Below are 26352 nucleotides of genomic sequence, written 5' to 3'. Positions count from 1 at the left end.
ATGGCGACCGCAGCCGCCACCCAGGGGCCGGCGGCTCCGCGTCCCCCCGACGGCGTCGCGGCGCTTCCGGTTCGCAACCGCGGGCTGCTGACCGTCGGCGTGATGCTGGCGACGATCATGCAGATCCTCGACACGACCATTGCCAATGTCGCGTTGCCACACATGCAGACGGCGCTGGGCGCGACGGCCGACACTATCACCTGGGTGCTGACCAGCTATATCGTCGCGACCGCGATCGCGATCCCGATCACCGGCTGGCTCTCGGATCGGGTCGGATCGCGCAACCTGTTTCTCGCATCGATAGCGGGCTTCATCCTTGCGTCGGCGCTGTGCGGCATCGCCACCTCGTTGCCCGAAATGGTCGCGTTTCGCATCCTGCAAGGCGTGTCGGCGGCGTTCATGAATCCGCTCAGCCAGACGGTGATGCTCGACATCAATCCGCCCGAACGCCAGGCCAAGGCAATGTCGATCTGGGGCATGGGGATCATGATCGGACCGATCCTGGGGCCGGTGATCGGGGGTTGGCTGACCGAGAATTACGACTGGCGCTGGGTATTCTACGTCAACCTCCCCGTCGGCGTACTGTGCTTCGGCGTGCTGTGGTGGCTGCTGCCTTCGCGGCCGATCCGGCGGAGATCGTTCGACCTGTTCGGCTTCTCGCTGCTCGCGGTCGGGATCGCCGCGCTCCAGTTGCTGCTCGATCGCGGCCAGGGCGAGGACTGGTTCCAGTCGGGCGAGATCTGGCTGGAGGCAGGCGTCGCGGGCATCGCGCTGTGGATGTTCGGCGTCCATTTGTTCACCGGCAGGAACCCGATGTTCGACCGCTCGATGTGGAAGAACCGCAACCTCGTCACCGCGATCGGCTTCATGCTGGTGATCGGGGTGGTGATGATGGCGACGATGGCGCTGCTGCCGCCGATGCTCCAGAATCTCTTCGGGTATCCGGTGATGGACACCGGCCTGCTGCTGATGCCGCGCGGGATCGGCGTGCTTCTGACGATGGCAGTCGCCGCGCAACTCGGCCAGCGCGGGGTCGATCCGCGGTGGCTGGTAGGGATCGGGCTGGCGCTCGCTGCCTATTCGCTATGGGACATGACGCGCTGGACGCTGGAGATGGGATCGACGCCGTTCATCATCTCTGGATTCATCCAGGGGCTCGGCATGGGACTGGTGTTCATGCCGCTCAACGCGATGGCGTTCGCGACGCTGCCGCCGCAATTCCGCACCGAAGGGTCAAGCCTGATGAACTTGTCGCGCAACATCGGCGCGTCGATCGGCATCTCGCTGGTGACGACGGTGCTGGCGCGCAGCATGCAGACCAGCCATGCCGATCTGGCCGCCAACGTGACCGCCGAGCGGATGGGCAGCATCGACGCCTCGATGCTCCAGGTGCTTGGTGCGACCGGCGACAGCGCGCTGGCGATGCTCAATGCCGAGGTGACGCGCCAAGCGGCGATGATCGCCTATCTCAACGATTTCAAGGCGATGATGATCGTGACGGCGCTTTCGGTGCCGCTGGTGGTGCTGCTCAAGAAGCCCAAGGGACCGATCGAGAATGACCCGGCCGCCGCGGGGCATTGAGATCGGCGCAGGCTTACTCGATCTCCCCGGGCAACGCACCGCGCCACGCCGCGAGGTCATCCGGCTGCGTATCGTGCGCCGGGATCGCCGGGTCGAGCACGACCCAGCGCTGCTTCCGTGTGACCCAGAGATGCGCTTGAGGCTCGAGCCACGAGGTATCGTCTAGCGAACCGCCCTTCACCGTCAACCGGTCCGGCGTCAGGCTGGCCACGTGGAATAGCCTGCTCCCGCATTCCGGGCAGAAATGACAGCGTGTACGCGAGCCGAGATCGGAGCTGCGCTCCCAGCTTTCCAGCCGCCCGCTAACCTCGAAATTCTCGCGCAGAACCGGAAGTGAGAGACCGAACGCGCTCGCCGACTGCTTCTGGCACTCACGGCAGTGGCAGGCATAGACGACGAGACGTGCGCCAGAGATCCGATAGCGCACTGCGCCGCACTGGCAGCCGCCGGTCAGCGCCCCCGCGGGTTGCGATGACACCCTCAATCCTTCTTGAGATGGCGCCGCCCGAGCAATTCTGCGATCTGCACGGCGTTGAGCGCGGCGCCCTTGCGCAGATTGTCGGACACGCACCACAGGGCCAGCCCGTTCTCGACGGTCGGGTCCTCACGCACGCGGCTGACATAGGTTGCATATTCGCCGACGCACTCGATCGGGGTGACGTATCCGCCGTCTTCGCGCTTGTCGACGAGCATGATGCCCGGTGCCTCGCGCAGCAGCGCCTGGGCATCTGTCGCCGACAGCTCGCCCTCCATCTCGATCGTAATCGCCTCGGAATGGCCGACAAACACCGGCACGCGCACGCAAGTCGCGATCACTTTGATTTTGGGATCGAGGATCTTCTTGGTCTCGACAACCATCTTCCACTCTTCCTTGGTCGATCCGTCGTCGAGGAAGCTGTCGATGTGCGGGATGACGTTGAACGCGATCTGCTTGGTGAATTTGTTGGGCTCGGCGCTGTCCCCGACAAAGATGTTGCGGCTCTGCTCGAACAGCTCGTCCATCCCCGCCTTCCCCGCACCCGATACCGACTGGTAGGTCGCAACGACGACGCGGGTAATCTTCGCGGCGTCGTGGATCGGCTTCAGTGCTACCACCATCTGCGCGGTCGAGCAGTTGGGATTGGCGATGATGTTCTTCGCGGTGTAGCCGTCGATCGCCTCGGGATTGACCTCGGGCACGATCAGCGGAACGTCGGGGTCCATGCGGTAGAGCGACGAATTGTCGATGACGACGCAGCCCGCAGCAGCGAACTTGGGCGCGTACAGCTTGGTCGCATCGGATCCGATGGCGAAGATCGCCATGTCCCAGCCGGTCGGGTCGAAATGCTCGATATTCTGGATCTTGAGCTTGCGGCCGGTCTCGCCATAGTCGGCCTGCTCGCCCGCGGAGCGGGACGAGGCCAGCACGGCGATCTCGTCGGCGGGAAATTCGCGTTCCGCCAGGATGTTGAGCACCTCGCGCCCGACATTGCCCGTGCCGCCCGCAACCACGATCCGATAGCCCATCATTCACTCCAATATCCGATGGCGGCGCACTTAACGTCAACGCCGCCATCGGGGAAGCAAGCTTTACTTCGGCTGCATGCCGCCCAGGCGCCGGTCGAGGAAGTCCATGATATTGATCCAAGTATGCTTGGCGAGCAGCTGGTCGCCGAACGCATGCGTCTGACCCGGATAGACCATCGCCTCGAACGGACGTCCGGCCTGCTGCAGCGCGGTCATCATCGACGTCGTATTCTCGAAGAACACGTTATCGTCGGCCATGCCGTGGATGATCAGCAGCGGATCGACGATCTTGCCCGCGTCGCCGATCGTGTTCGATGCGGCATAGGCGGCGGCGTCGGTCTTGGGATTGCCCATATAGCGCTCGGTATAATGGGTGTCGTAGAGCTCCCACTTGCTGACCGGCGCGCCCGAGATACCGGCCGCGAACACGCCCGGCGCCGCCTCCAGCATCTTGAGCGTCATGTAACCGCCGTACGACCAGCCATAGGTTGCGATCCGATCGGGATCGACGAAGGACTGGCTCTTGAGGAATTCGGCACCCGACAGCTGGTCCTCGACCTCGACCGTTCCCATCGCGCGGTAGATCTCGTTTTCGAACTCGGTGCCGCGGTTGAACGAGCCGCGATTGTCGATCTGGAAATAGACGAAGCCCTGGTCGACCAGCCATTGCGCGCGGCCGCCCGCCCAGCGCCGGGTGACGTTCTGGCCGGTGCCGGGGCCGCCATAATGTTCGAAGAACACCGGATATTTCTTGCCGGCCTCGAGCTTGGGCGTGATCATGCTCCAGTAGAGCGTCGTCCCGTCCTTGGCCTTGATCGTTCCGTATTTCGTCGGCTCGTGGCTGGCGAGATACGGGTAATAGGGATGCCCCTCCGCCAGCGCATTCTCGTTGATCCACGAAATCCGCTTGCCGCTGGTGTCGGCGAGATAGGTCTGGCTGGGCTGGCTGTCGTTCGAGCGGGTCAGGATCAGGCGGCTGGCGCCCGGGTCCATCGATGCGCCATACCACCAGCCTGGCTCGGTCAACCGCGTCACCGCCCCCGGCCTAGCGAGATCGACGGTATAGAGATGCTGCTCGAGCGGGGTGTCCTTGTTGGCCATGAAATAGACCCGGCCCTTGGCCTCGTCGACGCCGACCAGCCCGAGCATGACCCAGTCGCCCTTGGTCAGCTGCGTCCACTTCCCGTCTTTCCAGCGATAGAGATGCGCGAAACCGTCGCGTTCCGATTCCCAGATCAGGCTGCCGTCCTTGAGCGTGCGCAGCGAGTCGTTGAGGTTCAGCCAGCTCCTGTCGCCCGACTTTTCGGTGAACAACACGGTCGATTTGCCGGTCGCCGGATCGACCTTGAGCATGTCGAGCGTCTTCTGGTCACGGCTCTGGCGCTGTACGAGCAGCGCGGATCCGTCGGGCAGCCAGTTGACGCGCGCAAGATAGATGTCGGGATTGGAGCCTAGATCGACCTTCACCCTGCCCGAGCCGTCGGGCCTCATGACATACAGGTCGACGAGCACGTTGGGCGTCCCTGCAGCGGGATAGCGCTGGTCATAGACCTTGGTGCCTTCGGCGCCGATGGCCGCGCGGCTGAACACGCCGACCTGCGCCTCGTCATAGCGTTCGACCGCGACATACTGGTCCTGCGGCGCCCACAAATAGCCGGTGCGGCGGCCCATTTCCTCGTCGGCGACGAATTCGGCCTCGCCCCAATGGACCGTACCCTTGCCGTCGGTGGTGAGCGCCCGCTCGACTCCGCCGCCCAGCGGCTGAACATAGAGATTCTGATCGCGAACGAAGCTGACGAAGCCGCCCGCGGGGCTGACCACGGCATTGATCTCGCCGCCCGGCGTGTCGGTCAGACGGCGGACATCACCGTCGAGGGTGGCCGAATAGAGATCGCCGTCGAGCGGCACGAGAATGGTGTTGCCATCGGGCGCGAAGTCATAGCGGGTGATCCCCTTGATTCCGCCGATACGCAGCCGCTCGCGCTGCATCTTTTCGACCTCGGACAATTCGGCGCCGGTGCCGACCTTCTTGGAATCGACCAGCATCCGTTCCTGCCCGGTGGTTGTGTCGCGCGCCCACAGATCGATGCGGTCGCGCTCGTCCTCGCGCGCTTTCAGGAAGGTCAGCAGCTTGCCGTCGGGCGACAGCTGCAGCGCGCTGGGCTGCGATCCGTTGAGCCCCGGGCTTGCGTACAGTCGGTCGAGCGTCAGTTCCCCGCCCTGCTCCGTCGCCGCGGTCTGCACTGGTACCGACGGATCACGCGCCATCGCCGGCGCGCCCCATGCCAGCGTACTTGCCGATGCCAAAGCCCATCCGATCATCCATGTGCGCATGCCTGCTCCCATTTGTGCGTATACCCGGGCAGCGGTCGCGGCCGGGCAAGATGACGCGGTTATTGCGGGCGACGGGCCGAACGGCAAGGGAGCCGACGATATTGCCCTGTGGTGCCAAGATGCCTGCGACATTTTGCGACACATCTTGCCTTGCCGCGCTACCGGGGCGCCGGTAGCTGAACGGCGACGTCGAGTAATCGATTTTTTGCGAGAGGGGCGCGTCGCTGGCCGTTCTTGATCTGGATTATCCTTTTTGTACCGCCGCGGACACAAAACCGCGGCGCGGAGTTTGTGCGCGAATGCAATCCCGATCCTCGGCGCAATACGGCGCCTTCTTCTCCGGCGCGATGGCGCTCTGTCTGGCCGTGGCAGCGTGCGGGGGAAGCGAGGAGGGCGGCGACGCGGCCAAGGCGAAGGGGCCGCCGACGGTGGGATATGTCACCGCCCGCGTCACGAGCGTGCCGCTCACCATCCAGCTTGCCGGGCGCACCTCCGCCTATGCCATGTCGGAAGTGCGGCCGCAGGTGTCCGGGGTGATCCAGCGCCGGCTGTTCACCGAAGGATCGTTCGTCCGCGCCGGCCAAACCTTGTACCAGATCGACCCGAGCATCTATCAGGCGGCAGTCAACGAGGCTCAGGCGACCCTCGCCAGCGCACGCGCCAATGCCGAGGCGACGCGCGTCCGTGCCGAAAGGCTGCGTCCGCTGGCCGAGATCGAGGCGGTCGCCAAGCAGGACTATACCGATGCTGCGGCATCCGCGCGCCAGGCGACTGCCGCAGTTCAGCAGGCGCAGGCGCAGCTGCAGACGGCACAGATCAACCTGCGCTTCACGCGCGTGCCCGCTCCGATTTCCGGCAGGATCAACCGGTCGCTGTTCACCGTCGGCGCCCTGGTTACCGCGAACCAGACCGAACCACTGACCACGATCCAGCAGCTCGACCCGATCTTCGTCGATATCCAACAGTCGAGCGCCGAATTGCTCGCGCTCCGCCGCTCGCTGGCGCAGGAAGGGACTACTGCCGCCGAGGCGACCGTGCGCCTCGCGCTCGAGGACGGGAGCGATTACGGGCTGACCGGCGTCGTGCAGTTCTCCGAGGCGATGGTCGATCCCGGCACCGGAACGGTGACGCTGCGCGCGCGCTTCCCCAATCCGCAGGGACTGTTGCTGCCCGGAATGTTCGTGCGCGCCAGCTTTGCCCAGGCGATCGACACGCAAGCGTTCCTGGTGCCGCAATCGGGCGTGACCCGCGATGCCCGCGGCCGCGCCTCGGCATTGGTGGTCGGGCCGGACAACAAGGTCGTTCAAAAAGCGGTCACTACCGATCGCACGCAAGGGCGCTACTGGGTCGTCACCAAGGGGCTGGCGGCGGGAGACCGGATCATCGTCCAGGGCACCGCCAACGCCCAGCCGGGCACCGTCGTGCGTCCCGTCGAGGCCAATACGCCGCAGCGCATCGGTCCACCGCCCAAAGCCGAGTCAGGCAACGCCGACGCCCCGCAGAATGCGAACTGACCGCGCATGATCTCGCGCATCTTCATCGACCGGCCGATCTTTGCCTGGGTCATCGCGATCATCATCATGCTCGGCGGCGTCGGCGCGATCCTGAGCCTGCCGATCGAGCAATATCCCGACGTCGCGCCGCCACAGGTTAATATCCGAGCCAATTTTCCCGGAGCTTCCGCCGAAACGCTCGAAAACAGTGTCACCCAGATCATCGAGCAGCAGCTAACGGGCATCGATGGGCTGCTCTATTTCTCGTCGACGTCGGATTCGCGAGGGCGCGTGTCGATCAGCGTCACGCTGGACAAGGGTACCGATCCCGATATCGCTCAGGTGCAGGTCCAGAACCGCGTACAGCAAGCGATTTCACGGCTCCCTGCGCAGGTGCAGCAGCAGGGGCTGACCGTCACCAAGTCGAACCCCGACTTCCTGATGATCGCGGCGGTCTATGACTCGACCGACCGCGACACCAATCGCGACGTGTCGGACTATCTCGTCTCCAATTTCCAGGACTCGCTGGCGCGTATCCCCGGTGTCGGCGAAACCAACGTGTTCGGATCGCAATATGCGATGCGGATCTGGCTCAACCCCGACCGGCTGGCGAGCTATCAGCTGGTGCCGGGCGACGTCACCGCCGCGATCCAGGCGCAGAATACCGAGATCGCGGCGGGCGAAGTCGGCGGCCTCCCTTCGCCCCCCGGCCAGCTGCTCAACGCGACGATCACCGCGCAATCGCGGCTGACTACGCCCGAACAGTTCCGCCAGATCGTGCTCAAGACCCAGCCCGACGGATCGACCGTGCGCGTTCAGGATGTCGCGCGCGTCGAGTTGGGCGCAGAGAATTATTCGGCGTCGAGCCGGATCAACGGTCATCCCGGCGCGGGTATCGCCGTCTCGCTCGCGCCCGGCGCCGACGCGCTCGCCACTGCCGAACTCGTCAAGAAGGAAATCGAGAGTCAGGCGGCGAGTTTTCCGCCCGGGTATGAATATTCGTTTCCGGTCGATACCACGACGTTCATCCGCCTGTCGGTCGAGGAAGTCGTCAAGACGCTGATCGAGGCGATCATCCTGGTGGTGATCGTCATGTTCGTGTTCCTGCAGAGCTGGCGCGCGACGCTGATCCCCACGATCGCCGTGCCGGTCGTGCTGCTGGGGACCTTCGCCGTCTTCTATCTGGCGGGGTTCAGCATCAACGTGCTGACGTTGTTCGGACTGGTGCTGGCGATCGGCCTGCTCGTCGACGATGCCATCGTCGTGGTCGAGAATGTCGAGCGGCTGATGGAGGAAAATCCGGAAATGTCGCCGCGCGACGCGACGATCGAATCGATGAACGAAATCACCGTCGCGCTGATCGCGATCGCACTGGTATTGTCGGCGGTGTTCCTTCCGATGGCGTTTTTCGGCGGATCGACCGGCGTGATCTATCGCCAGTTCTCGGTCACCGTGATCGCGGCGATGGTGCTGTCGGTGGTGGTGGCGCTGGTGCTGACCCCGGCGCTGACCGCTACGATGCTCAAGCGCAAGCAGGACGAGCGCGAGGGCTGGCTGACAAAGCGCTATCCGGCATTCGGCCGCTTCGGCGAAAAGGCCAAGGACAAGTTCAATCGCGGGTTCGAACGCACCACCGACCGCTATCTGAGCGCGACGCGCAAGATCGTCGATCGGCGGATCCTGTTCGGGCTCATCTATATCGGCATTCTCGCCATTCTCGCACTGCTGTTCTTCCGGTTGCCGACCGGGTTCCTGCCGACCGAGGATCAGGGGCGTGTGCTCGTCCAGTTCCGCCTCCCCGCCGGCGCGACGCAGGAGCGGACGATCGAGGTACAGAAGGCCGTCGAATCCTATTTCCAGGGTCAGCAGGGCGCGAATACCGACACGATCCTGAGCGTCGCAGGCGGCGGCGGCGGCGCATCGGGCCAGAATACCGGTCAGGCCTATGTGTCGCTTGCCGACTGGTCGGCGCGGACCGGCGAAGGCGATGGTGCCGAGGCCATCACCCGCTCTGCAAGCGCGGCTCTGTCGGGCCTGCGCGATGCGCAGGTCTTCGCGCTCGTCCCCGGCGCGATCCGCGGCCTGGGCAATTCGAGCGGATTCAACATGCAATTGCAGAACAGCGGCGGGCTGTCGCGCGAGCAATTCGCCGCCGCGCGCGACAAGCTGATCGCCGCTGCCGAGCAGGATTCGATGCTGACGTCGGTTCGGCCGACCGACCTGCCGCCGGTGCAGACGCTGCGCGTCGATCTCGACCAGCAGAAGCTGGCGGTGCTGGGGCTCGACCAGAGCACGGTCAATTCGACGCTTTCGACCGCGTTCGGCGGGCAATATGTCAACGACTTCATCGATCGCGGCCGCGTCAAGCGCGTCTATGTGCAGGGCGACGCCCCCTATCGCTCGGCACCCGACGATATCGGCCAGTGGTTCGTGCGCAATTCCGACGGATCGATGGCGCCGTTCGATGCCTTCGCATCGTCGAGCTGGTCGCAGGCGCCGACCACGCTGTCGCGCTTCCAGGGCGTATCGGCATTCGAGATCGAGGGGCAACCCGCAGAAGGGGTGAGCTCGGGTGAGGCGATGGATCGGATGATGGAACTCGCCGACCAGATCCCCGGAACCACCGTGGCGTGGAGCGGTCAGTCGTTCCAGGAGCGGTTGTCGTCGGGTCAGGCGCCGCTGCTCTATGGCCTGTCGCTGCTGGTCGTGTTCCTGTGCCTCGCCGCACTGTACGAAAGCTGGTCGATCCCCGTCGCGGTGCTCCTCATCATTCCGCTCGGGCTGGTCGGCGCGGTGTTCGCCGTGACGCTGCGCGGGCTCGAGAACGACGTCTATCTCCAGATCGGGCTGCTGACGACGATGGGCCTCGCTGCCAAGAACGCGATCCTGATGATCGAATTCGCCGAGCAGGCAGAGAAGAAGGGCGCGCGGATCATCGATGCCGCGCTCGAAGCGGCCAAGCTGCGGCTGCGACCGATCCTGATGACGTCGTTCGCGTTCATCTTTGGTGTCCTGCCACTCGCATTGGCGACCGGCGCAGGCGCCAACAGCCGCATCGCCATCGGCACCGCCGTGATCGGCGGGATGATCACCGCGACGATCCTCGCCATCTTCTACATCCCGCTGTTCTTCGTGCTTGTCCGCCGCGGCACCCGCGGAGCATTGAGCAAGCTGCACCGGCATCGCGACGAGCCGCCCGTGCAGGAGAAACCGGCATGATCCGACGTCTCCTGGCCGGTGCCGCGCTGTCGGCACTTGCAGCATGCTCGATGCAGCCCGCCTATCAGCGCCCAGCCGCGCCCGTGCCACCCGCCTTTCCCAGCGGTGACGCCTATCTGGCGCAAAGCGAAGCGGGGCTGCCGATCGTATCGTACACGCAGATCTTCCGCGATCCGCGATTGCAGGCGATCATCGAACAGGCGCTTGTCAACAATCGCGACTTGCGCATTGCCGCGGCCAATATCGCAGCGACCCGCGCGCAATACCGCATCGAGCGTTCGGCGCTGTTCCCCGAAGTCACGGTGGGCGGCGGCGCGACGATCGCCGACCGGGGCAATAGCGGCGTCAACCGGGGTATCGGAACCGGAACCGGCGGAACCGGAACGGGCGGAACCGGCACCACCGGGTCCGGTTCGGGCGTAAGCGAAGTCTATTCGGTCGATGTCGGCATCACCGCTTTCGAGCTCGATCTGTTCGGGCGCATTCGCTCGCTTTCGGACAGCGCGCTCAACCAGTATTTCGCGACCGAGGCGGCGGCGCGCGCGACGCGGCTGACGCTGGTCGGCGATATTGCCACCGCGTGGCTGACCTATGCATCCGACCGCAGCCTGCTGACGATCGCGGAACAGACCGCGGCCAGCGCCCAGCGCAGCGTGTCGCTGACCCGTGCCCGGCTCGAGGGCGGGATCGCACCGCGCACCGACCTGCGTCAGGCCGAGCTGATCCTGACCCAGGCGCAGTCCGATCTGGTGCAGCAAAAGACGCTGCTGGCGCAGGACGTAAACGCGCTGCAGCTGCTGGTGGGCGCGCCGATCGATCCCGCGCAGCTGCCGACATCGATCGAGCAAGCGGCGGGAACGCTTTCGGAGGTTCCGGCCGGGCTCGATTCGACGGTGCTGCTGCGACGTCCCGACGTGGTACAGGCCGAATATCAGCTGCGCAGTGCCAATGCCGATATCGGAGCCGCGCGCGCCGAGCTGTTCCCGCGGATTTCGCTGACCGGCGTGCTGGGGCTGGCGAGCACGGCGCTTGGTTCGCTGTTCTCGGGCGATGCGTTCAACTGGTCGGTGTCGCCCAATGTCGACTACTCGATTTTCCGCGCGGGTGCAGGGCGCGCCAATGTCCGGCTGACCGAAGCGCAGCGCGACGCCGCGGTCGCAACCTATGAGCTGGCGATCCAGACCGCGTTCCGCGAGGTGTCGGATGGGCTGGCGCGGCGCGGCACGATCGCCGAGCAATTGCGCGCCGATACGGCACAGGTCGCCGCGTCGCAGGATAATTTCACGCTGACCGACGCCCGCTATCGCGGTGGGATCGACACCTTTCTCGCCAGCCTCGATGCCCAGCGCTCGCTGTATCAATCGCAGCGGACGCTGGTGGCGACACGGCTGACGCAGGCGACGAATCTGGTGACGCTATATCGCACGCTTGGCGGCGATGCGCAGATCGTCGCGACCGAGAACGGGCCCGTGCCGGTAGGCGACCAACCGCAATCCTGATCGAGCCATGATCGCCGAACAAATGAAAAGGGCGCGGAAGCAATCGCCTCCGCGCCCTTGTTCATACCCATCGCGAACCGATTACTCGGCCGGCGCTGTGGCCTTGGCCGGACGCGGATCGCGGCGCTCGGCGATGCGTGCCGACTTGCCGGTGCGACCGCGCAGATAATAGAGCTTGGCACGCCGCACGACGCCGCGGCGCACGACTTCCACCGACTCGACATTGGGCGAATAGAGCGGGAAGACGCGCTCGACGCCCTCACCGAACGAAATCTTGCGGACGGTGAAGTTCGAACCCATGCCCTTGTTCGACCGGGCGATGCACACCCCTTCGAAATTCTGGACGCGGGTGCGCTCGCCTTCGACCACCTTGACGCCGACCTTGAGCGTGTCGCCGGGACGGAATTCGGGAATCTTCTTCGCCTCGTTGAACTTGGCGATCTGTTCGGCTTCGATCGTCTGGATGAGATTCATCTCATTCGTTCCCATTCTTTTGCCGCGCGCCAGAGGGAGGCTGGACCCGAGCACCCTCATGGCGCTCCCAAAGATCCGGTCTCCGTAACCGTGTATCGATCTCCGCCTGCTGCTTTCGCCAGGCGTCGATCCTCGCATGATCCCCCGATCGCAGCACTTGCGGGATCGTGCGCCCTTCCCATGTCACTGGTCGGGTATAATGCGGATATTCGAGCAGCCCGGTTTCGAAGCTCTCGTCATCCCCACTGGAAGCCGCGCCCATTACGCCGGGAAGCAGGCGAATGCAAGCATCGAGCAGCGTCAGCGCTGCCATCTCCCCACCAGACAGGATGTAGTCGCCGATCGACACTTCCTCGATATCGCGCGCCTCGAACACGCGCTGGTCGATGCCTTCGAATCGACCGCACAGGATAGTTACGCCGGGACCGCTGGCGAGCGCGCGGACGCGGGCTTGCGTGAGGGTGGCGCCGCGCGGCGTCATTGCCAGGACCGGGCGCCCCGGGGGCACGCTGTCGATCGCGGCGGCGACGACATCGGCGCGCATCACCATGCCCGCGCCGCCGCCCGCCGGCGTATGATCGACCGAGCGATGCCGATCGGTCGCGAAGTCGCGGATCTGTACGGTGTCGAGGCTCCACAGCCCCTCGCGCAGCCCCCGCCCCGCGATCGACGCGCCGAGCGGGCCGGGAAACATCTCCGGGTACAAAGTGAGGATCGTGACAGGAAACGCCATCGCGTTCCCATGCGTCGTGACACGGGTTACAGGCAAGGCCATGGACGATTGCATCATTATCGGCGCCGGACCCGCCGGACTCACGGCCGCCATCTATCTGGCACGGTTTCACCTATCGATCCGGCTGTTCGACAGCGGATCGAGCCGGGCGGCGCTGATCCCCCGGACGCATAACCACGCCGGGTATCCGGGTGGCATCGTCGGCACCGACCTGCTGGCGCGAATGCTGACCCAGGCGCGCGAGTTCGGCGCGGTGCGCGAAGCAGCGGAGGTGACCGCGATCGTGCCGCGCGACGAGGGTTTCGTCGTCTGCGTCGGCGACCGCGAATACCCTGCCCGCACCGTCCTGCTCGCCACCGGCGTCGTCAACCTGCGGCCGAAGGGCATGGACGACGAAATGCACGACGAAGCATTGCGACGCGGACTGCTCCGCTATTGCCCGATCTGCGACGGATATGAGGTGACCGACACGCGCGTGGCAGTGATCGGCACCAGCGATCATGGCACCAGGGAGGCGCTGTTCCTGCGCGGCTTCACCCGTGACCTTACGCTGATATCCCCCGACAGCGCACACGATTTGGCTAGCGAATGTCTGGCCGACCTCGACGCTGCCGGGATCGTCCGTACCGATGGCCCCTGCGGAAGCTACGCAATCCGCGGCGATCGCCTGTGCGTCGAAACCGCGGACGGCCCGATGGAGTTCGACAGCGTCTATCCCGCGCTCGGCTCCACCATCCGCTCACGGCTGGCGATCGCGGCGGGGGCGAAGGCGACAGAGGACGGCTGCCTCGAAGTCGATGCGCACCAGCGCACCTCGATCCCCGGGCTGTTCGCCGCGGGCGACGTGGTCAAGGGGCTCGACCAGATTTCCAACGCGATGGGGCAGGCAGGCGTCGCGGCGACGACGATCCGCAATGCACTGAGCGAGATCAGGCCCCTGCGCCGCTAATCCTCGACGAAATCCGCCGCGACGACCAGTTGACTGTCGTCCCACTCGGGCACCGCGTCGGCGCGCATCGGCACCATGAAGCGCTTGCCGCCGGGTTTCTCGATCTCGATGACGTCGCCCGCGCCGAAATCGTCGATCGCGACGACCGTGCCGAGCTCGGCGCCGTCGGTCGATACCGCGGCGAGACCGATCAGGTCGACATGATAATATTCGCCTTCCGCAAGTTCGGGGAGCGCCGAACGCGGAACGGTAAGCTGGGTGCCGCGCAGCGCCTCGGCGGCGTTGCGATCGGTGATTTCCTCGATCCGGGCGATCACACCATTGCTGCCCGGACGCAGCGACTTGAGCGTCAGCTCCCCGTCATTGAAGATGCGGTGCGGCGCAAGGTCCTCGGCGAAGACCTTGAGCCGCACCTCGCCCGTCACGCCGTGCGCGCCGATCACGACGGCCAGCGTAACGGGCTTGTCCGCCTGCATCAGCCTTCGGCCGGGGCCTTGGCGCTTTCGCCGTCATTGGTGACGTCGTCGGTCGCCGTGTCGGCGCCAGCTTCCTCGGCGGGAGCGGCCTCCTCGGTCGATGCTTCCTCGGCCGGAGCCGCTTCGTCAGCCGCAGCTTCCTCAACAGGCGCTTCCTCGATAGGCTTGGCCTTGGCGGCTTCCTCGGCCTCGGCGCGGGCATCCTCAGCTGCCTTGGCCTTTTCGGCGCGTTCCTCGGCGCGCTCGGTCGCCTTCTCGCCGGGCTTGCCCTTGTTGGGGTTGCTGCGCGCGGCGCGCTCGCGCAGGCCAGCTGCGTCAAGGAAGCGCGCGACGCGATCGGTCGGCTGCGCACCCATCTTGAGCCAGTGGCTCGCACGCTCTCCGTCGAGCTTGATGCGGTCCTCGGACTCCTTGGCGAGCAGCGGGTTGTACGTCCCGATCTTCTCGATGAACTTGCCGTCGCGCGGCGCGCGCGCGTCGGCGATCACGATGCGGTAATAGGGACGCTTCTTCGAGCCGCCACGCGACAGACGCATGCTGAGTGCCATGATATTCCTTCTTTCGGTTTATAGTTGAACAGGTTGTTACTTTTTCTTGACCAGATTTTCGAACCCCGGCGGCAGGCCCTTGCCTCCGCCCAGTCCTGGCAGGCCGCCGCCCGCCTGATTCATGAAATCGCCCATGGCCGGGCCGCCCAGCGCATTGCCGACGCCGCCCATGCCGCCGCCCGCCCCGCCCTTGCCGAGCATCGCCATCATCCCCTTGAGCCCGCCCATCTTCTTGAGCTTCTTCATCGCGGACTGCATCTCCTGATGCATCTTGAGCAGCTTGTTGACGTCCTGGACGGTGACGCCGCTACCCTTGGCAACGCGGATCTTGCGCTTGGCGTTGAGCAGTTCGGGCTTGAGGCGCTCCTTGAGCGTCATCGATCCGATGATCGCATCCATGCGGATCAGGATCCGGTCGTCGACGCCGCTTTGCGCCATCGCCGCCTGCGCCTTCTTCATCCCCGGCATCATGCCGGCTAGCGCGCCCAGCCCGCCCATCTTGCTCATCTGGGCGAGTTGCTGGCGCAGGTCGTTCATGTCGAACTGCCCCTTGGCGAGCCGCGACGCCATCTTCTCGGCGTCCTCGACCTGGATCGATTCCGCAGCGCGTTCGACCAGCGAGACGACATCGCCCATGCCGAGAATGCGGCCAGCAACACGCTTGGGATGAAACGGCTCGAGCGCGTCGAGCTTCTCGCCCATGCCCGCGAACTTGATTGGCTTGCCGGTGACCGCGCGCATCGACAGCGCCGCGCCGCCGCGCGCATCGCCGTCCATGCGCGTCAGAATCACGCCGGTCAGCGGCACCTGATCGGTAAAGTTACGCGCGACGATGACCGCGTCCTGCCCGGTCAGCGAGTCGACTACGAGAAGGATCTCGTTGGGGGTGGCGATGTCGGCAACCGCCTTCATCTCGTCCATCAGCGCCTGATCGACGTGCAACCGACCGGCGGTGTCGAGCATGACGACGTCATAGCCCTGCAGCTTCGCCGATTGCAGCGCGCGTCGGGCGATGTCGACGGGCTGCTGACCCTGCACGATCGGCAGCGTCGCGACGTCGATCTGGGTACCGAGTACCGCCAGCTGTTCCTGCGCCGCCGGACGATTGACGTCGAGCGACGCCATCAGCACCTTCTTGCGCTGCTTGCCCGCCAGCAGCTTGGCCAGCTTCGCCGTGGTGGTGGTCTTGCCCGACCCCTGCAGGCCGACCAGCATGACCACCGCGGGCGGAGTGACGTCGATGTCGAGCTCGCTGGTGTCGCTGCCGAGCATCTCGACCAGTCCGTCATGGACGATCTTGACGACCTGCTGCCCCGGCGTGATCGAGCGCAGCACCTGCGCACCCACCGCCTGTTCGGTGATGCGATCGACGAATTCGCGCGCAACCGGCAAGGCGACGTCGGCCTCGAGCAGCGCGATGCGAACTTCGCGCATCGCGGTGCGGACGTCGGCTTCGGTCAGCGCGCCGCGGCCGCGCAGGCGATCGAACACGCCTCCCAACCGATCGCTCAGACTTTCGAACATCACCGACTCCTCATCGTTCCGCCCCAGAAACGCACAAAACGCCGGCGGACGAAACCTCGTCGGCCAGCGTGTACCGTCCCGGAAGAAAGTGGACGGCGTTCCTGCGTTCATGCGGAACAGGCGCGCTCCCTAGCCCGGTCGATCCGGTTTGGCAAGCCGGGCGCCTTAACCGCTTCTATACCCCGTGCTGCGAAGATGCCCGGTCGATAGGGACGGGGATGGGCCGTATGCGGATGGAAATCGAGACACAGCCGACGCTGCGCAACAGCGCGGGTCGGTCCGATATCGTCACCGGCGCGATCAGCATCGCGGCAATCCTGCTGTTCGTCGGAACCGGAAGTTCGGTCCTGTCGAGGACGGTCGATTACTACGTCAATGGCGGCGCCCCGGCGGATCGAACGCTGGTCATCGCGATGCTGCTGAATGTCGCGTTGATCCTGTTCGGCTGGCGGCGGCACAGCGCGCTGGCGGTCGAAGTCGCCACCCGCACCGCTGCCGAGGAGCGGGCGCAGACGCTGGCGTCGCGCGATCCGCTTACCGGCTTTCTCAATCGCCGCAGCATTGCCGAAGAGGGCGGTGCGATGTTCGTGCGCGCCGATCGCCGCCACAAGGCGATGGCGCTGGTCATGCTCGACCTCGACCATTTCAAGACGGTCAACGACATGCACGGCCACGCCGTCGGCGACGCGCTGCTGCGCACCGTTGCCGCCGAGATCGCGGGATTGATACCCCAGGGCGGCATCATGGCGCGGCTGGGCGGCGATGAATTCGCCTGCGCCTTCCTGTTCGATCCGCAGGCCCCCGAGACCATCGAGCGCATCGCCGAGCGGCTGGTCAGCCGCATGGCGCAACCGTTCGAGGCGGAGGGGCTGGCGCTCCACGTCAGCGCGTCGGTCGGCATCGCCCGTTCCGACTTCGATTGTCCGAACATGGACGCGCTGATGCGGTCGGCCGACATCGCCATGTATGCGGCCAAGAAATCGGGTCGCAATCGCTATCAGTGGTTCGACCAGTCGATGGAGCGTGAACTCAAGGCACGCAACGAACTCGAAAGCGGGCTGCGCGTGGCGATTCCGCGACAGGAGATCGTGCCCTATTTCGAGCAGCAGATCGATCTTGCCACCGGTGACCTCAACGGGTTCGAGGTGTTGGCGCGCTGGGAGCATCCGGTGCGCGGGCTGATCTCGCCCGAGCGATTCATCCCGATCGCGGAAGAGACCGGGCTAATTGCCGAGCTGTCGATGTCGGTGATGCGCCAGGCCTGCCTGGTCGCGCGCGACTGGGATCCTTCGCTCACCATCTCGGTCAACATCTCACCGTGGCAGTTGCGCGACGCCTGGCTTGCACAGAAGATCATCAAGGTGCTGGTCGAAACCGGCTTCCCGTCGAGCCGCCTCGAGGTCGAGATCACCGAAAGCTCGCTGTTCGACAATCTCGCGCTCGCCCAGTCGATCGTCGGCAGCCTCAAGAACCAGGGGGTTCGCATCGCGCTCGACGATTTCGGCACCGGCTATTCGTCGCTCGCACATTTGCGAGCACTGCCCTTCGATCGCATCAAGATCGACAAGAGCTTCGTCACCTCGATCAACGAAAGCGCCGATTCGGCCGCGATCGTCAATGCGATCGCGCGGCTCGGCGAAAGCCTGAACCTGCCGGTCACCGCCGAGGGGATCGAGGACCAGGCGATCGAGGAACGGCTCAAGCTGCTGGGCTGTGCCAAGGGCCAGGGCTGGCTTTACGGCCGTCCCCTGTCGACGACGGCCGTGCGCCGGCTGCTCGCCGAACGCGGTATGCTGCGCACTGCCGCGCCCGAGCCCGACAGCACCGCCGAAGTCACCAGCCAGCGCCGGGCCGGCTGAGATACTCCCTTTCCGCCGGTGTCGAGATGCGCCCCAACGCCGCATTGCGGCTGGGAAAGCGGCCAAACCTTGCAATAACCGCAGCATGGTCGCGCGCGAAGGTCAGCGCCTCCGCATCGCCCAGCGCTTCGAACAACGCGACGGATTCAGCCTGCAGCCCCGGGTCCTCGGCATGCATCAGCGGCATATAGGCGAATTGCCGCCAGAGCGCAGGCATGGCCGCATGCCAGCCGCGGTCCAGCGCGATCCGGGTCAGCTCGCGCGCCAGCGGATCGGCGTCGAACGCCGCCGCCTTGCCGCGGCACAGGTTGCGGGAGAACTGGTCGAGCAGGACGATCGCCGCCATCAACGTCTCCGGATCGTCGCGCCAACCCTCTGCCCGGGTCGCCAGCACGCGATCGCGCAAGCCGCCGAAGCGCTGCGCGATGACGGTATCGACCGCGTCGTCCTTGGCGAAGCGCTGCTCTTTGTCGATCTCGTCGAACCAGAAGGCGAGCACGGCGCGCGCCTGTGCGTGGACTTCGCCGTCGCCTGTCCCTAGATCGTCGCGCATGGTTTCAACCCCTTCAGCCGTCCAGCGATGACCGCCGATATCATCACGCTGGGCTGCCGTCTCAACATCGCTGAAAGCGAAACGGTCCGCGCCATCGTCGGCGATCGCGATATTGTCGTCGTCAACAGCTGCGCCGTCACCAACGAAGCGGTGCGCCAGACGCGACAGGCGATCCGCCGGGCACGCCGCAATCGGCCCTCGGCGCAGCTGGTCGTCACCGGCTGTGCAGCGCAGATCGACCCGGCGGCTTTCACGGCGATGCCCGAGGTCGATCGCGTGATCGGCAATTCGGACAAATTGTCGCCGGCCGCGTGGAATTCGGCCAGACCGGTGGTGGTGCGCGACATCCTTGCGCTTGCCGACACGGCACCGCATCTCGCCGCGAGCTTCTCGAACCACGCACGCGCCTTCGTCGAGGTCCAGACCGGCTGCGACCATCGCTGCACCTATTGCGCGATCCCGTTCGGACGCGGCAACAGCCGGTCGGTCCCCGCAGGGGCGCTGGTCGAGCGGATTGCCGCGCTCGTTGACGCCGGGCATCGCGAGATCGTGCTGACCGGGGTCGATCTGACCAGTTACGGCAGCGACCTTCCCGGTATTCCCACGCTCGGCATGCTGGTCGAACGGATCCTGCGGATGGTGCCGGGTCTCGAACGGTTGCGGCTGTCGTCACTCGACGTGGAGGAGATCGACGGGCGGCTATTCGCATTGCTGACACAGGAGCCACGCGTCATGCCGCACGTCCACCTGTCGCTGCAGGCGGGCGACAACATGATTCTTAAGCGGATGAAGCGCCGTCACACCCGGGCATCGGCAGTGGCGATGGTCGCGCGGCTCAAGGCGGCGCGCCCCGAGATCGCCATCGGCGCCGACCTGATCGCGGGCTTTCCCACCGAGGATGAGGCGATGGCTGCGCGCAGCCTGGCGTTGATCGACGATTGCGACATCGTTCATGCGCATATCTTCCCCTTCTCGCCCCGCGCCGGAACGCCTGCCGCCCGGATGCCGCAAGTCGATCCAACGGTCGCCAAGGCGCGTGCCGCCGCGCTGCGGGAGCGTGCTAGGCAGCGGCAGCACCGCTGGCTTGCCGAGCAAGTCGGAACCCGGCAGCAGGTACTGGTCGAGCGTTCGGGACGCGAGGGATACGCCGCCAGCTTTGCCAAGGTCCGGATGACAAGACCGGCGCGCGCAGGCGAAATCGTCGCAGTTGACGTAGCGGCGCGTGACGGAAGCAATTTGATCGGAACCCCCGCATGACCGCTCCTTCGTGGCACGACCGCCTGCTCGGTGGATTCCGCAAGACGTCGGATCGGCTGATGGGCAACCTCGCCGGCCTGTCGGCGGCGCGGCTCGACGACGCGGTGCTCGACGATATCGAAGAAGCGCTGATCGCTTCCGATCTTGGCCCGCAGACCGCCGGCCGCGTCCGCGCGCGGCTCGCCGAGGGTGCATATGAGCGCAACTTGGAGGAACTCGGTATCCGGCTGGTCGTCGCCGAGGAGATCGAGAGGGTGCTCGAGCCCGTCGCCCGGCCACTGGTCGTCGAGGCGTTTCCGCGTCCGCAGGTGATCCTGGTGATCGGCGTCAACGGATCGGGCAAGACGACGACGATCGCCAAGCTGGCGAAAACGCTGGTCGATCAGGATTACGGCGTGATGCTGGCGGCGGGTGATACGTTCCGCGCCGCCGCGATCGGCCAGCTGCGCACCTGGGCGGAGCGCGTCGGCGTACCGATCGTGTCGGGCGCGGAAGGCGGCGACGCGGCCGGCATCGTGTTCGAGGCGGTCAAGCAAGCGACCGCGACCGGCATCGACGTGCTGATCGTCGATACCGCAGGGCGGCTGCAGAACAAGCGCGAGCTGATGGACGAACTGTCCAAGATCCGCCGCGTGCTGGGGCGCATCAACCCCGAGTCGCCGCACGACGTAGTGCTGGTGCTCGACGCCACTACCGGACAGAATGCGCTCAACCAGATCGAGGTGTTCAAGGAGGTCGCGGGCGTGACCGGACTGGTGATGACCAAGCTCGACGGCACTGCCCGCGGCGGCGTGCTGGTGGCCGCGGCCCAGCAATTCGGTCTTCCGATCCACGCGATCGGCGTCGGCGAGAAGATCGACGACCTGCGCGGCTTCGATGCCAACGAAGTGTCGCGGATCATCGCCGGGGTCGAGGAACTGGTGCGATGAGGCTAGCATCGTGCCGGTGGTTTCGAGCGTAGTCGAGAAGCGCTCACGCAGGGTACGCAATCAGGTTTCTCGATTACGCTCGAAACCAACGGATGTTTCTGTCGCTATGACTCAAAACGCCAAACCGCCGCTCTCTCCCGGATTGCGCATGGCGCTCGACTTCGGACCGCTGGCAGTGTTCTTCGCGATCAACACGCTGCTGCCGGGATCGGCGATCGAACGCATCCTCGCGGCGACGGCGGGGTTCATGGTGGCGATCGTCATGTCCATGGCGGTGGCCAAATGGAAGGCAGGCGGGATTTCGCCGATGCTGTGGCTGTCGGGCGGGCTGGTGCTCGTGTTCGGCAGCCTGACGCTGTATTTCCACGATTCGACCTTCATCAAGATGAAGCCGACCGTCGTCTACGCGATGTTTGCCGCGATCCTCGGCTTCGGCGCAGCGACGGGAAGGCCGCTGCTGCGGACCTTGCTCGAAACCGCCTATCCGGGCTTAAGCGAAGCCGGCTGGCGCAAGCTGACGATCAACTGGGCCTGCTTCTTCGTGTTCATGGCAGTGGTGAACGAAGCGGTGTGGCGCACCACCGCGCCCAATCCCGACAGCGACCTCACCTTCTGGGCGGGGTTCAAGCTGTGGGGCGCGATTCCGCTGACGATGGTGTTTGCGCTGGTCAACATTCCGATGCTGCTGCGGCACGGCCTTCAGGCCGAAGCCAAGGACGTGCCGCTGCCGCCGGAGGGGTGAAGCGTTACCGGGCCGCGCTGGCGAACCGCTTGGACACCATGTCCCAGTTCACCACGTCCCACCATGCCTTGAGATAACCCGGCCGGTCGTTGCGATAGGTCAGGTAATAGGCGTGCTCCCAAACGTCATTGCCGAGCAGCGGCGTGCCCTTGTCGGCGGCGACGTCCATCAGTGGATTGTCCTGATTGGGGGTCGATGTGACCTTGAGCTTGCCGGCATCATCGACGATCAGCCATGCCCAGCCCGAGCCGAACTGCCCGGCTCCCTTGGTGTTGAATTCTTCTTTGAGCTTGTCGAGCCCACCGAATTCATCGACTGCCGCCTTGAGTTCCGCCGACATCTCGCCGCGTCCGCCTTCCGGTGCCATGGTCTTCCAGAAGAAATCGTGGTTCCAGAAGCCGCCGCCATTGTTGCGGACCATCGGCGATGCGCTCGAGATGTTGGCAAGGATGTCCTCGATCGACTTGCCCTGCAACCCGTCCTTCTCGACGCCCTCGTTGAGCTTGTCGGTATAGGCCTTGTGATGCTTGTCGTGATGGAAGGTCATCGTTTCCTTGTCGATCACCGGCTCCAGCGCGTCATAGGCATAGGGCAGCGGCGGGAGTTCGAAAGCCATCGGAAATCTCCTGAATTCGGGATGTGGTAACGCCCCAAGGAACGCGAGGCCCGGCAAATGGGTCCGCCGCATTCGTTTCGCAACCGTCTCCTGCTGGCATCGCCGATGCGTCCCTTTCGCATGGTCGTCGCAGCGGGCATGACGGTTCACACCTGCGATCGGGAGACGTTTCATGCCGCTCTATGCAATCGATGATGTCGCACCGTCGCTTGGCGACCGCGCATGGATCGCGCCGACCGCCGAGATCGTCGGCGACGTCCGGATCGGTGCTCAGGCCAGTATCTGGTTCGGTGCCGTCGCGCGCGGCGACAATACCACGATCCATATCGGCGACCGCAGCAATGTGCAGGAGGGGGCGATGCTCCATTCCGACCCTGGCGCGCCCCTGACGATCGGCGCCGACTGTACCGTGGGCCACCATGCCATCCTGCACGGCTGTACGATCGGCGACCGGGTCCTGATCGGGATGGGCGCGATCGTCCTCAATCGCGCGCATGTCCCGGATGGCTGTATCGTCGGCGCCGGCGCGCTGGTGACCGAAGGAAAAAGCTTCGAACCCGGCAGCCTGATCGTCGGCAGCCCGGCGCGCGCTATCCGCACGCTCGACGCTACGGCGGCAGCGATGCTCGAACTTTCCGCGCGGCACTATGTCGAACGCGCGGCCCGTTTTGCTGCCGGATTGCGCCGCATCGACTGAGGCCAGGTGCTGGACAGGCCGATCGGTTGCGCTACAAAACCGACATGGCCCTGCCCTCGCTCTTCGATCGCCTGCGGCTTCCGATCATCGGATCGCCGCTGTTCATCATTTCGGGTCCAGACCTGGTCATCGCGCAGTGCAAGGCCGGGATCGTCGGCTCGTTTCCCGCGCTCAACGCGCGCCCGCAAAGCCAGCTGGACGAATGGCTGCACCGCATCACCGAGGAACTGGCAGCCCATAACCGCGCGCATCCCGACCGCCCGGCAGCGCCGTTCGCGGTCAATCAGATCGTCCACAAATCGAACGATCGGCTCGAGGCGGACCTCGCCACCTGCGCCAAATGGCAAGTGCCGATCGTCATCACCTCGCTCGGCGCGCGCGAGGAACTCAACACCGCGGTCCATGGCTGGGGCGGCATCACGCTGCATGACGTCATCACCGACCGTTTCGCGCACAAGGCAGTCGAAAAAGGTGCGGATGGCCTGATCCTGGTGTGCGCCGGTGCGGGCGGCCATGCCGGGCTGATCAATCCGTTCGCGTTCACGCAGGAGGTTCGCACCTGGTTCGACGGGCCGATCGCATTGTCGGGGTCGATCGCCACCGGTGGCGCGGTGCTCGGCGCGCAGGCGATGGGCGCCGACCTCGGCTATATCGGATCGCCGTTCATCGCCACGACCGAGGCGAACGCCCCCGGCGAATACAAGGACGCGATCGTCGCAGGCAGCGCGGGCGACATCGTCTACACCAATTTGTTCACCGGGATTCATGGCAACTATCTGCGCTCGTCGATCGAGGCGGCAGGGCTCGACCCGGACGACCTGCCGGTCAGCGACCCGTCGAAGATGAATTTCGGAACGGGCAGCAATGCCAAGGCCAAGGCGTGGCGCGATATCTGGGGATCGGGCCAGGGTATCGGCGCGGTGACGATCGTCGAGAGCGTGGCGGATCGGGTCGACCGGATCGAGGCGGAATATCACGCCGCGCGCAGCCGCCTGCTGGACTGACACGCCGCCGCGCTGCCTTAGAAGTTCAGCGCAAGCTTTTCGATCATGGTGCGCGCCGGGCTGGGCACGCGCTGCGCATCCGCCGCAGTCGCATCGAGGCGGGCGACGCGGCGATACAGGTCGATGCTGGTCGCGATCAGCGCGCCCGCGTCGCGGGGCATCGTCGCCAGCATGGCGGCATCGGTCTCGGGCGCCGCGCCGAGCCGCCGCGAGGGATCACGCGCGTCGCGCTCGCGCAGCTCACCGGCCTGAACCGCACGCTGCGTCAGCAACCAGGCGATGACGTGCATCAGCCGCGTCGTCACCTTGAGCGATTCGCACGAGAATGCGACCCGCGCCACCGGATCGAGCCGGTCGCGCTCATCCTTGCCGCCCTGATCGAAATAGCATCGCGCTTCGTCGGCAAGCAGCATCGCCTCGACATAGAGCGAGTCGATCAATCGCGACTGGATGGCTGCTGTCCCCGACCCCTGCATTACGCTTCGATGCCATAGCGATTTATCCGCCGCCAGCGCATTGTCGCGGGCGCCGTCCCGCTTCGGCCCATTCAGGCGATGATGTCGGGAATGAGCGCGTCCTCCAGCGCCGCGATCTCGTCCCTCAGCAGCAGCTTGCGCTTCTTGAGACGTGCGGCACGCAGCTGATCGAGGCTCGCGGCCTCGAGCAATGCAGTGATCGCGGCATCGAGGTCGCGATGCTCGGTGCGCAGCAATTCGAGCCTCCGCCGGGCCTCGGCCTCGTCCATTCGATCGTCCTTCACGGGCGCTCCGTCGAACGCCGTCTCGCCTGGTCCCGATGCTCGGCACGGTCCATCGATCGCATCCTTTTGGATAGGCGACAAGCGCCCCGAAGCATGATCTACTCGCTCTCCCTTCAACCAACACGGAGAACGCAGCCATGCAGACCGCGCACCTTACCGCGCTTGAGGCAAAGCATGCTGGACTCGATCGCAAGATCGCAGACGAATCGCGGCGGCCGCTACCCGACGAGGTGGTGCTGCACGATCTCAAGCGACAGAAATTGCGCGTGAAGGAAGAACTCGAACAGCTTTGACGCCAGCGCTCCGCGCCGGTGACCGAACTCAGGTCAGCGGCGCGGGCCCACCGGCTTGCGCGCCGCGAGTGGATCGATCTCGCGATCGAAGGCGATGCCGATCCGGCCGTCGGTGCACCATGCCACCCGCCCGGGGACCAGCCCCAGCCCGCGCACCTCCGCCTTGACCTCCGAGCCGATCGCCACCGGCTGCGGCAATTCGGCCATCATCCCCCCCGGCGACAGGTTGCGCACGCGCACCTGGGTCCGCGTGCCGTCGATCTCGATCAATGCCGTGAGCAGCAGGCTATCGCGCGAACCGCTCCGCTGGCTTGCATCGTCATCGGCAACAGGAGTCGGGTCGTGAGCGTGCTGATCCATTCCGGCGCGAAATCCATTCGGGGTAGGCTGAAGTACACCAGCAATCGTTGACGAAAGCGTTAACCGGCTATTCGTCTCGCGACACCTTTTCCTGGCGTTCGTGGCGCTCCTGCGCCTCGACAGTCATCGTCGCGATCGGCCGCGCCTCCAGCCGCGCGAGCGAGATCGGCTCGCCGCTGACTTCGCAATAGCCATATTCGCCGTCGTCGATCCGGCGCAGCGCAGCGTCGATCTTGGAGATCAGCTTGCGCTGGCGATCGCGGGTGCGCAGCTCGATCGACCAGTCGGTCTCGCTAGACGCGCGGTCGGTAAGATCGGCCTCGCGCAGCGGCTCGCTTTGAAGGTGGCTCAGCGTCCCCTGCGCTTCGCGGTGGATGGCATCTTTCCAGGCGTGCAGTTTCGCCCGGAAATAGTCCTGCTGGCGATCGTTCATGAACGGCTCGTCGCTGCTCGGCCGATAGCCGTTCATGCCAAAGTCGTTCGCGGCTGCGGGGAAGTCCCGCTTCGGTTCATCGAACCTGTCCAACGCAGTAGCCATATACACTCTCCACACCGGTTCGTCGGAAAGCGTCGCGCGCGCCAATCGACCGCCATTTGCCCACCGCGCCTATAGGGGCGCAGGACGCAGAGGACAAGCGTGGGGAATCAGCATTTTGAAGCCACTTCGCGCGACTCGGGCGATACGGTCGGGCGGGTGCCCTGCATCGCGTTCACGTCGATGCCGATCAATAAGGCGCCAGACTCCCGGTAATATCCGGGCAGTTTGTCCCACAACAGGACGTTAACTCAATCAGCGCCCGGCCTTCCGCGACTTTATCCGTTTCGGGACGCTAAACCTTGGTAAACGCGCTTGAACTTAATATTCGCTTCTGCCCTTTACTGGCTATCGGCGTTGCAGTGACTTTCGGGGTTGGAGGTCAAGGGACAACGCAAAGCGAGGTTAGGT

At 65.3% G+C, this 26352-nt stretch carries 26 protein-coding genes; 12 read left to right on the top strand and 14 right to left on the bottom strand.

Annotated elements, in window-relative coordinates; all coding sequences use genetic code 11:
• Window positions 1–1581 (top strand): DHA2 family efflux MFS transporter permease subunit, encoded by a 1581-nt coding sequence (locus FHY50_RS03640; protein WP_140047005.1) that lies wholly within the window; start codon window positions 1–3, stop codon window positions 1579–1581.
• 13 nt (window positions 1582–1594) lie between these two features.
• On the opposite strand, the gene FHY50_RS03635 is transcribed toward FHY50_RS03640, so the two are convergent.
• The 3 genes from FHY50_RS03635 to FHY50_RS03625 all read right to left on the bottom strand — a co-directional run bounded on the left by FHY50_RS03635 (window position 1595) and on the right by FHY50_RS03625 (window position 5421).
• Window positions 1595–2059, bottom strand: a complete 465-nt coding sequence (locus tag FHY50_RS03635) for a GFA family protein (protein ID WP_166745490.1) — start codon at window positions 2057–2059, stop codon at window positions 1595–1597.
• Between the two features lie 2 nt (window positions 2060–2061).
• A complete protein-coding gene (locus FHY50_RS03630; RefSeq protein ID WP_140231025.1) occupies window positions 2062–3087 on the bottom strand; it encodes an aspartate-semialdehyde dehydrogenase in 1026 nt (341 codons plus the stop codon).
• A gap of 63 nt (window positions 3088–3150) precedes the next feature.
• On the bottom strand, window positions 3151–5421 hold the full coding sequence (locus FHY50_RS03625; protein ID WP_140047003.1) for a S9 family peptidase: 2271 nt from the start codon (window positions 5419–5421) through the stop codon (window positions 3151–3153).
• A gap of 299 nt (window positions 5422–5720) precedes the next feature.
• Between FHY50_RS03625 and FHY50_RS03620 the strand changes: the two genes are divergently transcribed.
• Genes FHY50_RS03620 through FHY50_RS03610 form a run of 3 tightly spaced genes read left to right on the top strand, consistent with a single transcriptional unit; the run spans window position 5721 to window position 11632 of the window.
• Window positions 5721–6935, top strand: a complete 1215-nt coding sequence (locus tag FHY50_RS03620; protein WP_180345087.1) for an efflux RND transporter periplasmic adaptor subunit — start codon at window positions 5721–5723, stop codon at window positions 6933–6935.
• A gap of 6 nt (window positions 6936–6941) precedes the next feature.
• Window positions 6942–10133: a multidrug efflux RND transporter permease subunit gene (locus FHY50_RS03615; RefSeq protein WP_140047002.1), complete on the top strand. Its 3192-nt coding sequence runs from the start codon at window positions 6942–6944 to the stop codon at window positions 10131–10133.
• Window positions 10130–11632 carry an efflux transporter outer membrane subunit gene (locus FHY50_RS03610; RefSeq protein ID WP_140047001.1) on the top strand — a complete coding sequence of 501 codons (1503 nt, stop codon included), beginning with the start codon at window positions 10130–10132 and terminating at the stop codon, window positions 11630–11632. Before FHY50_RS03615 ends, FHY50_RS03610 begins: the two co-directional genes overlap by 4 nt.
• A gap of 81 nt (window positions 11633–11713) precedes the next feature.
• Here the strand turns inward: FHY50_RS03610 and rplS are convergent, their stop codons facing one another.
• Together rplS and trmD are read right to left on the bottom strand one after the other, a co-directional pair.
• Window positions 11714–12106: a 50S ribosomal protein L19 gene (gene rplS / locus FHY50_RS03605; protein ID WP_140047000.1), complete on the bottom strand. Its 393-nt coding sequence runs from the start codon at window positions 12104–12106 to the stop codon at window positions 11714–11716.
• A gap of 1 nt (window position 12107) precedes the next feature.
• Window positions 12108–12839: a tRNA (guanosine(37)-N1)-methyltransferase TrmD gene (gene trmD / locus FHY50_RS03600; protein ID WP_140046999.1), complete on the bottom strand. Its 732-nt coding sequence runs from the start codon at window positions 12837–12839 to the stop codon at window positions 12108–12110.
• Between the two features lie 40 nt (window positions 12840–12879).
• Here trmD and FHY50_RS03595 point away from each other — a divergent pair, with 40 nt between their 5' ends.
• Entirely contained in the window at window positions 12880–13788 is a 909-nt protein-coding gene (locus FHY50_RS03595; protein ID WP_140046998.1) for an NAD(P)/FAD-dependent oxidoreductase, read from the top strand.
• On the opposite strand, the gene rimM is transcribed toward FHY50_RS03595, so the two are convergent.
• From rimM to ffh, 3 genes are read right to left on the bottom strand one after another with little or no spacing between them, the layout of a single operon-like run.
• The gene (gene rimM / locus FHY50_RS03590) at window positions 13785–14264 is read right to left on the bottom strand and encodes a ribosome maturation factor RimM (RefSeq protein ID WP_140046997.1); all 480 of its coding nucleotides are present in this window, start codon (window positions 14262–14264) and stop codon (window positions 13785–13787) included. The genes FHY50_RS03595 and rimM overlap by 4 nt on opposite strands.
• Window positions 14264–14812 (bottom strand): 30S ribosomal protein S16, encoded by a 549-nt coding sequence (gene rpsP, locus FHY50_RS03585; RefSeq protein WP_140046996.1) that lies wholly within the window; start codon window positions 14810–14812, stop codon window positions 14264–14266. The genes rimM and rpsP overlap by 1 nt, the downstream gene beginning before the upstream one ends.
• Before the next feature lie 36 nt (window positions 14813–14848).
• The gene (gene ffh, locus FHY50_RS03580; RefSeq protein WP_140046995.1) at window positions 14849–16336 is read right to left on the bottom strand and encodes a signal recognition particle protein; all 1488 of its coding nucleotides are present in this window, start codon (window positions 16334–16336) and stop codon (window positions 14849–14851) included.
• A 218-nt stretch (window positions 16337–16554) separates the two neighbouring features.
• On the opposite strand from ffh, the gene FHY50_RS03575 reads away from it, so the two are divergent.
• Complete coding sequence (locus FHY50_RS03575) at window positions 16555–18195, top strand: putative bifunctional diguanylate cyclase/phosphodiesterase (RefSeq protein WP_140046994.1); 1641 nt, start codon at window positions 16555–16557, stop codon at window positions 18193–18195.
• On the opposite strand, the gene FHY50_RS03570 is transcribed toward FHY50_RS03575, so the two are convergent.
• On the bottom strand, window positions 18170–18748 hold the full coding sequence (locus tag FHY50_RS03570) for a DUF924 family protein (RefSeq protein ID WP_140046993.1): 579 nt from the start codon (window positions 18746–18748) through the stop codon (window positions 18170–18172). The two genes, FHY50_RS03575 and FHY50_RS03570, sit on opposite strands and share 26 nt — an antisense overlap.
• Before the next feature lie 27 nt (window positions 18749–18775).
• Here FHY50_RS03570 and mtaB point away from each other — a divergent pair, with 27 nt between their 5' ends.
• The 3 genes from mtaB to FHY50_RS03555 all read left to right on the top strand — a co-directional run bounded on the left by mtaB (window position 18776) and on the right by FHY50_RS03555 (window position 21676).
• A complete protein-coding gene (gene mtaB / locus FHY50_RS03565) occupies window positions 18776–20005 on the top strand; it encodes a tRNA (N(6)-L-threonylcarbamoyladenosine(37)-C(2))-methylthiotransferase MtaB (RefSeq protein ID WP_140046992.1) in 1230 nt (409 codons plus the stop codon).
• Complete coding sequence (gene ftsY, locus FHY50_RS03560; protein WP_140046991.1) at window positions 20002–20934, top strand: signal recognition particle-docking protein FtsY; 933 nt, start codon at window positions 20002–20004, stop codon at window positions 20932–20934. The genes mtaB and ftsY overlap by 4 nt, the downstream gene beginning before the upstream one ends.
• A gap of 106 nt (window positions 20935–21040) precedes the next feature.
• Entirely contained in the window at window positions 21041–21676 is a 636-nt protein-coding gene (locus tag FHY50_RS03555) for a septation protein A (RefSeq protein WP_140046990.1), read from the top strand.
• A gap of 4 nt (window positions 21677–21680) precedes the next feature.
• Here the strand turns inward: FHY50_RS03555 and FHY50_RS03550 are convergent, their stop codons facing one another.
• The gene (locus FHY50_RS03550) at window positions 21681–22292 is read right to left on the bottom strand and encodes a superoxide dismutase (protein ID WP_140046989.1); all 612 of its coding nucleotides are present in this window, start codon (window positions 22290–22292) and stop codon (window positions 21681–21683) included.
• A gap of 172 nt (window positions 22293–22464) precedes the next feature.
• Between FHY50_RS03550 and FHY50_RS03545 the strand changes: the two genes are divergently transcribed.
• On the top strand, window positions 22465–22989 hold the full coding sequence (locus FHY50_RS03545) for a gamma carbonic anhydrase family protein (protein WP_140046988.1): 525 nt from the start codon (window positions 22465–22467) through the stop codon (window positions 22987–22989).
• Between the two features lie 44 nt (window positions 22990–23033).
• A complete protein-coding gene (locus FHY50_RS03540; RefSeq protein ID WP_140046987.1) occupies window positions 23034–23993 on the top strand; it encodes an NAD(P)H-dependent flavin oxidoreductase in 960 nt (319 codons plus the stop codon).
• A 17-nt stretch (window positions 23994–24010) separates the two neighbouring features.
• Here the strand turns inward: FHY50_RS03540 and FHY50_RS03535 are convergent, their stop codons facing one another.
• Together FHY50_RS03535 and FHY50_RS03530 are read right to left on the bottom strand one after the other, a co-directional pair.
• Window positions 24011–24469, bottom strand: a complete 459-nt coding sequence (locus FHY50_RS03535) for a DUF1465 family protein (RefSeq protein ID WP_140046986.1) — start codon at window positions 24467–24469, stop codon at window positions 24011–24013.
• A gap of 71 nt (window positions 24470–24540) precedes the next feature.
• Window positions 24541–24738 (bottom strand): YdcH family protein, encoded by a 198-nt coding sequence (locus FHY50_RS03530; protein WP_140231023.1) that lies wholly within the window; start codon window positions 24736–24738, stop codon window positions 24541–24543.
• A gap of 152 nt (window positions 24739–24890) precedes the next feature.
• Here FHY50_RS03530 and FHY50_RS03525 point away from each other — a divergent pair, with 152 nt between their 5' ends.
• Complete coding sequence (locus FHY50_RS03525; RefSeq protein WP_140046985.1) at window positions 24891–25046, top strand: YdcH family protein; 156 nt, start codon at window positions 24891–24893, stop codon at window positions 25044–25046.
• Window positions 25047–25079: 33 nt separating this feature from the next.
• On the opposite strand, the gene FHY50_RS03520 is transcribed toward FHY50_RS03525, so the two are convergent.
• Both FHY50_RS03520 and dksA read right to left on the bottom strand, forming a co-directional pair.
• Entirely contained in the window at window positions 25080–25406 is a 327-nt protein-coding gene (locus FHY50_RS03520; RefSeq protein WP_140046984.1) for a PilZ domain-containing protein, read from the bottom strand.
• A 67-nt stretch (window positions 25407–25473) separates the two neighbouring features.
• Complete coding sequence (gene dksA / locus FHY50_RS03515; RefSeq protein ID WP_140046983.1) at window positions 25474–25944, bottom strand: RNA polymerase-binding protein DksA; 471 nt, start codon at window positions 25942–25944, stop codon at window positions 25474–25476.
• Window positions 25945–26352 lie beyond the last annotated feature (408 nt).

Origin of the sequence: Sphingomonas japonica, assembly GCF_006346325.1 — a bacterium.
Classification (GTDB): Bacteria; Pseudomonadota; Alphaproteobacteria; order Sphingomonadales; family Sphingomonadaceae; genus Sphingomonas; species Sphingomonas japonica.
Note: the sequence above shows the minus strand (reverse complement) of the source record. Positions and strands in the feature narration are given on the sequence as shown.